Here is a 6401-nt window from a genome sequence, read left to right on the forward strand (position 1 = left end):
TGAAGAACCGATCGCCTTATCAGTCCGTGCCTGTTCCATCACCTTGTTGACATCTGTGCGCAGATCGCGAATCTTATCCCAAGTGAGGGCTAGATCGGGCTGCAACCACTGAGGATCGAGTTTGACCCAGCCAGACTCAAATACCGATTTGTGAGCGGTTGGATAGGGTAAATACTGCCAAATATCTTCGGCCATGTGACAGAGGACGGGAGCGATCGCGCGGGTGAGATTTTCGAGGATAATAGCCAGGACAGTCTGACAACTGCGGCGACGGAAGGATGTCGGCGCGCTGATGTACAACCGATCTTTGGCGATATCTAGATAGAAATTGGACAGATCGACGATACAGAAATTCTGGACGATCTGGAAGAATTTGAAGAATTGATAGCGATCGAATGCTTCGGTGATTTCGCTCAATACCACATTCATCCGGTGCAGCATGTATCGATCGAGTTCGGCTAATTCGGCATAGGGCACGGCATCTTTAGCCGGATCGAAATCGTGGATATTGCCCAATAAGAATCGGGCTGTATTCCGAATTTTGCGAGAAGCATCTGATAGTTGTTTGAGGACATTGGGGCCAATTCTGACTTCAGTAGCATAGTCTACAGATGACACCCATAAGCGGACGAGATCGGCTCCGTAAGCCGGATCTTTTTGTTGGTTTTTACCACCATCCATGACTACCATTGGATCGATGATATTCCCCAATGATTTACTCATCTTCTCGCCTTTTTCATCTAGCACAAAGCCGTGAGTCAGGACGGTTTTAAACGGCGCGATGCCGTTATTAGCAACGCTCGTAAGGAGACTAGATTGGAACCACCCCCGATGTTGATCGGAGCCTTCGAGATAAATATCGGCTGGATAGGTTAAATTATCGCGTTGTTGCGCTACTGCTGCCCATGAGGATCCAGAATCAAACCAAACATCCATCGTGTCTGTTCCCAGCCGATAGCTATGTGCATGATGTCGATGTGATTCGGGTAATAATTCCTCAACAGACATCGAATACCACGCGTCCGAACCACGTTCGCGGAAGATATTTTGAACGTGATTGATGGTTTCTTCTGTAAGTAACGGCTCGTTAGTTTCGTTATGGTAAAAGACGGGAATCGGTACGCCCCAATTGCGTTGACGGGAGATACACCAGTCAGATCGTTCGGCAACCATTGGCGTAATCCGGTTTTCACCTTGAGCGGGAATCCATTCGACTTCCGAAATTGCCTTAAGTGCGGCTTCTTTAAATCCTTTCACCGATGCAAACCACTGTTCGGTCGCGCGGAAAATCGTTGGCTTTTTAGTCCGCCAATCATAGGGATATTTATGGGCGTAGGGTTCTTCTTTTAGAAGCGCATTCTTTTCGATTAGGTCTTGAATTACTAGTTCGTTACCATTCCCTAAAACATTCTCACCCTTTAACAATTCACCCGCTTCTTCGGTGAAGTTACCATCACCATCTACCGGCGCGAGAATCGGCAGACCGTATTTCAAGCCGACGATATAGTCTTCTTGTCCGTGCCCTGGTGCGGTATGTACCAAACCAGTCCCCGATTCTGTCGTGATGTAGTCACCACCGATAATCACCGGACTTTCACGATCGAATAGTGGATGCTTATAGGTGCAGTGTTCTAATTCAGAGCCTCTAATTACCGATTTAGGTGTCAGGTTGAGATTGAGTTTAGCAGCCAATCCATCAACCATATCCGCAGCGACGATCGCGTATTTGCAGCCTTCATACTTGTTATCTTCGCGTCCGCTGACCTCAACAATCGCATAGCTGAGTTCGGGATTGACAGCCACAGCCAAGTTTGCCGGAATCGTCCACGGCGTAGTCGTCCAGATCGCGACAGCCAGATCGTCCTGAAATGGTTCTAAAATTGCTTTGGCTGCATCGGTAACGTGAGTGACTTTAAATGCAGCAAAAATACTCCGCGAAACGTGTCCTTCGGGATATTCTAGTTCTGCTTCGGCTAGAGCCGTCTTAGAACTAGGACTCCAATGCACGGGTTTTAACCCGCGATAGATGTAGCCTTTCAAAACCATTTGCCCAAACACGCCAATTTGAGCGGCTTCATATTCCGGTTGCAGCGTCAGATAGGGCTTATCCCATTCGCCCCAGACACCCAAGCGTTTAAAGCCGATCTTCTGTTCTTCAACTGTTTTCAGCGCAAATGCGGCGGCTTTTTGACGCAATTCTAGTGGAGTCAAGCTCAATCGTTCCGCTGGCTTCATGTCTTGAATCACTTTTAGCTCGATCGGCAATCCGTGACAATCCCAGCCCGGTACGTAGCGTACTTTACGGCCTTTGAGCAGTTGGTAACGATTGATGATATCTTTGAGCGTCTTATTGAGTGCGTGACCCATGTGCAACGCGCCATTAGCATATGGCGGGCCATCATGCAGCACAAAAATTTCGCCAGGATTAGACTGTGACAGTCGTTCAAAAATTTGCTCGTCTGCCCAGAATTTTTGCAGTTCGGGTTCGCGAATGACAGCGTTAGCTCGCATGTCAAACTTAGTCTGGGGTAGGTTTACGGTGTTTTTGTAACTTCCAGTTGCTGTCACAGTAGTAAATGCTCGATTGTTTGTATCCGTATATTATAGGCTGATGGGTGGGGGCATGGCTGAATGTTGAGGGATGCGATCGATGCGAGGTATCCAGATAAATCTGAATCGATCGATATCGAATACAGGTAAAGAAACTTTCAGAGATTGCGATTGTTGCAATTTGAAGCTAGATGTTAAATCCAGATCGAGATGCTCATATTTTTTGTTAGCTCGATCGCCGAGTATCAAGAATACGATCGACCTAGAAATAGTGGATTTACAAGTTAAGCTCTACTACGCCTCATCTACAAAAAATAACCTTCAGCTATTGAAGCAAATAAGTATCGATCTCCGGAATCTCCAAACGCCCATCGAAGTTATCGATAAAAAAATTAGCAAGCGATCGCAACAATAGTAGAGCGACGACTGCTGAAAGCTTTCTAATCGCGGCTGAACTAAGTTGTTATCGTTGCTAGTATAAAGCGAAATTTAAATTGCTATTACCCAACCCGAACTTCCCCAGATCGAGACGATCGGTTCCCACTCTACAATTAATTTTTAGTTTGTAAAGCTCTGATAAATTCGCGAATAACGTCTGTTTTGGTTCTTTCCGTTCTCTCTGTGAATTCTTCTAAGATTGACAACTCTTGGTTGGGTATTTTAATGTTTAATTGTTTGATGTTTCTTGCTTTGACAGTCATACCTTTAAGTGATGAGTTGTAGTAAAATATCCTTCCTTACTGTTATTTAAACAGAAACATTAGCTTTAGATTAGCTACCTTTGCCATCCTATTAATGTAGCTTGATGGAGCATGCATCGAAACTCCCGATATCTAATAGGAGTTAGGTTCTGCAACTGGTGTCAGGATCGCTTATCTAAATCCGGTGCTTTAATCTATTGTGGCAGTCTTGCTATGAGCTGCAGCTAAGTTAAGCTCGATCGATCTCTTGACACTGAGGACAATAGTGCGTCCCTCTACCGCCTAACCTGATTTTCTCGATCGGCGTGTCACAGACGCGGCAGGGTTGCTTGGTACGATTGTAAACCCACGCCATGCCCCCATAATTGCCGTTGGTGCCCTCAACGCTGAGATAATTACTAAAAGTGGTGCCACCACTATCGATCGAGGTTTGGAGGACATTTATCGCGGACTCGCGTAATAGCTCGATCTGGGCGATCGTCAGTTGGTTCGCGGGTGTATTTGGATTGATTTTGCTCATGAATAAAGCTTCATCAGCATAGATATTGCCCAACCCAGCCACTAAGTTTTGATCGAGGATGACAGTTTTAATATTGCGCTGGGACTTCTGAAGTTTAGCGGCAAAATACTCGATACTAAATGCCGGATCGAATGGTTCAGGCCCTAATTTCCCCATCCCTGTCATCACCTGTTCCGGCTGTTTGCTAGGGGGAATCCACCACATCTGTCCGAAGGTGCGCTGATCGATAAATCTAATCTCCCAATCTTTGCCCAAGAACAGCCGCACGCGGGTGTGCTTATGCAGCTCTGTCCGGCTTTCTACCCACAGCAATTGCCCCGTCATGCGTAAATGCACCCCCAACCATCCCGCAGGCTTTTGTGCTTTGGTTGAGACTAATTGTGCGTATAGATATTTGCCGCGTCGGTGCCAAGTCTCGATTTTGGTATTGTGGAGTCCAAAGTCAAACTCTGCTGGCGTATCTGGAGACGCGATCGTGCGTGGTAGTAATACTTCTGTGCCAGTAATCGCTCGATCGAGTGTGTATCGATCTAACCCGCGACGAACTGTTTCAACTTCAGGTAATTCTGGCATTAATTAATGGTTAGACTGGTAACTAGGGAGTACGTTAGAATCTCACTAACCGAGATCAGTATAGACCGATCGCCCCCTCAGTCGCCAGTCGTGGTGTTGTCTATGTGGCCACAGCTTTTTTAGCTGCGGGTGCAGAGACTTCCACCAACTCGCTCACTGCAAAGTTATTGGTATTGACGCCTCCAGCATTACCGCTGAAACCACTATAGTTAACCTTGTCAAAACGCACGATTACGTTATACTTGATGCCGCTTTGGTCGATCGAGACTACGCTGCCGATGTCTTGGAACCAGTATGATTCCGGACGGAGGACACGAACTTTTGAACCACGTTGAAGTGCCATAATTACTTTTCCTGTTTGGAGTAACTGGTTTTTAAAAAGGATTCAGCCACAATTAGCTATCGCACCTATTTTCGGCAAATTCCGCCATCTTTTTGACACAAGGTAACAAAGCTTAAACAAATTAGGGGATAGGGATTAGGGATTAGGGGATAGGGATTAGGTTTTGGAACTGCGTTCTAAAGTATTGCTCTTCTCACAATACCTGTACTATCTATCCCCTATCCCCTATCCCCTATCCCCTAAACAGTGTCCAACTCTGTCTTCGACTCCGAACACCTGCTATTCACGCCTGCATCGCCCGATCGAGATGCGATTCCGACGATCTTTGCTTTTCCCAACACTTATACAGTTGGGATTACGAGCTTGGGCTACCAGGTGGTGTGGGCGACTTTAGCCATGCGATCGGATGTGGATGTTTATCGGTTATTTACAGATGTCCGCGAGTCATTACCGCGATCGCCAGAGTTGGTCGGGTTTTCGCTGTCTTGGGAATTGGATTACGTGAATATTCTCAATTTATTGGAGTTGCTAGAAGTTCCATTGCGGAGTAGCGATCGTGGAAACAAAGATCCGCTAGTTTTCGGTGGTGGGCCAGTTCTTAGTGCCAATCCCGAACCGTTTGCAGACTTCTTTGATGTCGTTTTAGTCGGCGATGGTGAAGATTTACTCGGTAATTTTATTAATGCATATCAGGAAGTCAGAACAGCCGATCGAGTCACTAAACTCAAACGTTTGGCGCGAGTACCTGGAATTTATATTCCCAGCTTATATACAGTTGAATATGACGAAAATCTAATTGTTAGCATTAGCCCGATCGACAGTAACATCCCCACAACTATTACTAAACAAACCTATCGCGGTAATACTCTTTCTGTCTCCAGTGTCGTCACCGAAAAAGCCGCCTGGGAAAGTATTTTTATGGTCGAAGTCGTTCGGAGTTGCCCCGAAATGTGTCGCTTTTGCTTGGCAAGCTATCTGACGTTACCATTTCGGGTGGCTAGTGTAGAAGAATCGCTAATTCCGGCGATCGATAATGGCTTAAAAGTTACTAACAGACTGGGATTACTCGGTGCGTCGGTAACTCAACATCCAGAATTCCCCGCATTACTAGAACACCTGGCTCAACCTAAATATGACGATGTCCGGTTGAGTGTATCTTCAGTTCGCACGAATACAGTTACCGTTCGATTAGCTGAAATATTATCCCAGCGCGATAGTAAATCTTTAACGATCGCGGTAGAAAGCGGCTCAGAACGGATTAGAAAGATCGTCAATAAGAAGCTCGAAACCAATGAAATATTTCAAGCTGCGGCTAATGCTAAAGCTGGTGGCTTGAAAGGATTAAAACTCTATGGAATGGCAGGGGTTCCAGGTGAAGAGAGTATCGATATCGATGAGACGGTGACAATGTTACGATCGCTTAAAAAAGCAGTTCCAGGTTTGCGCTTAACTTTTGGATGCAGTACCTTCGTGCCCAAGGCTCACACGCCGTTTCAATGGTTCGGGGTGAATAAAGAAGCAGATAAAAGATTGAAGATACTGCAAAAGCAACTGACGCCGAATGGGATAGAATTTCGACCTGAGAGTTATAATTGGTCGGTAATTCAAGCGATAATTTCGAGAGGCGATCGACGGTTATCATACTTACTCGAACTTACCCGCAATTATGGGGATTCGATCGGGAGTTTTCGTCGCGCATTTAAGGAGTTACGTG

General features: G+C 46.0%; 4 protein-coding genes. 1 reads left to right on the forward strand and 3 read right to left on the reverse strand.

Features of this window, described 5'->3' with window-relative positions:
- The 3 genes from ileS to RMO84_RS19800 all read right to left on the reverse strand — a co-directional run.
- Nucleotides 1-2568: isoleucine--tRNA ligase (gene ileS, locus RMO84_RS19790; RefSeq protein WP_310490155.1), on the reverse strand; the 2568-nt coding region annotated here is incomplete at its 3' end.
- A 912-nt stretch (nt 2569-3480) separates the two neighbouring features.
- Nucleotides 3481-4344, reverse strand: coding sequence for a DNA-formamidopyrimidine glycosylase (locus RMO84_RS19795; protein WP_310490156.1), 864 nt, complete (start codon nt 4342-4344; stop codon nt 3481-3483).
- A gap of 100 nt (nt 4345-4444) precedes the next feature.
- Nucleotides 4445-4687 carry a photosystem I reaction center subunit IV gene (locus tag RMO84_RS19800; RefSeq protein WP_310490157.1) on the reverse strand — a complete coding sequence of 81 codons (243 nt, stop codon included), beginning with the start codon at nt 4685-4687 and terminating at the stop codon, nt 4445-4447.
- Between the two features lie 246 nt (nt 4688-4933).
- On the opposite strand from RMO84_RS19800, the gene RMO84_RS19805 reads away from it, so the two are divergent.
- Nucleotides 4934-6401 (forward strand): radical SAM protein (locus RMO84_RS19805; protein ID WP_310490158.1); only part of this gene is annotated, 1468 nt, incomplete at its 3' end.

Origin of the sequence: Chamaesiphon sp. VAR_69_metabat_338 (assembly GCF_031423935.1) — a bacterium.
In the GTDB taxonomy this organism is placed as follows: domain Bacteria; phylum Cyanobacteriota; class Cyanobacteriia; order Cyanobacteriales; family Chamaesiphonaceae; genus Chamaesiphon.

Excerpts from the sequence above, each read along its gene's own strand:
- RMO84_RS19795 (WP_310490156.1), bottom strand. The coding sequence starts at position 4,344 with ATGCCAGAATTACCTGAAGTTGAAACAGTTCGTCGCGGGTTAGATCGA.
- RMO84_RS19800 (WP_310490157.1), bottom strand. The coding sequence starts at position 4,687 with ATGGCACTTCAACGTGGTTCAAAAGTTCGTGTCCTCCGTCCGGAATCA.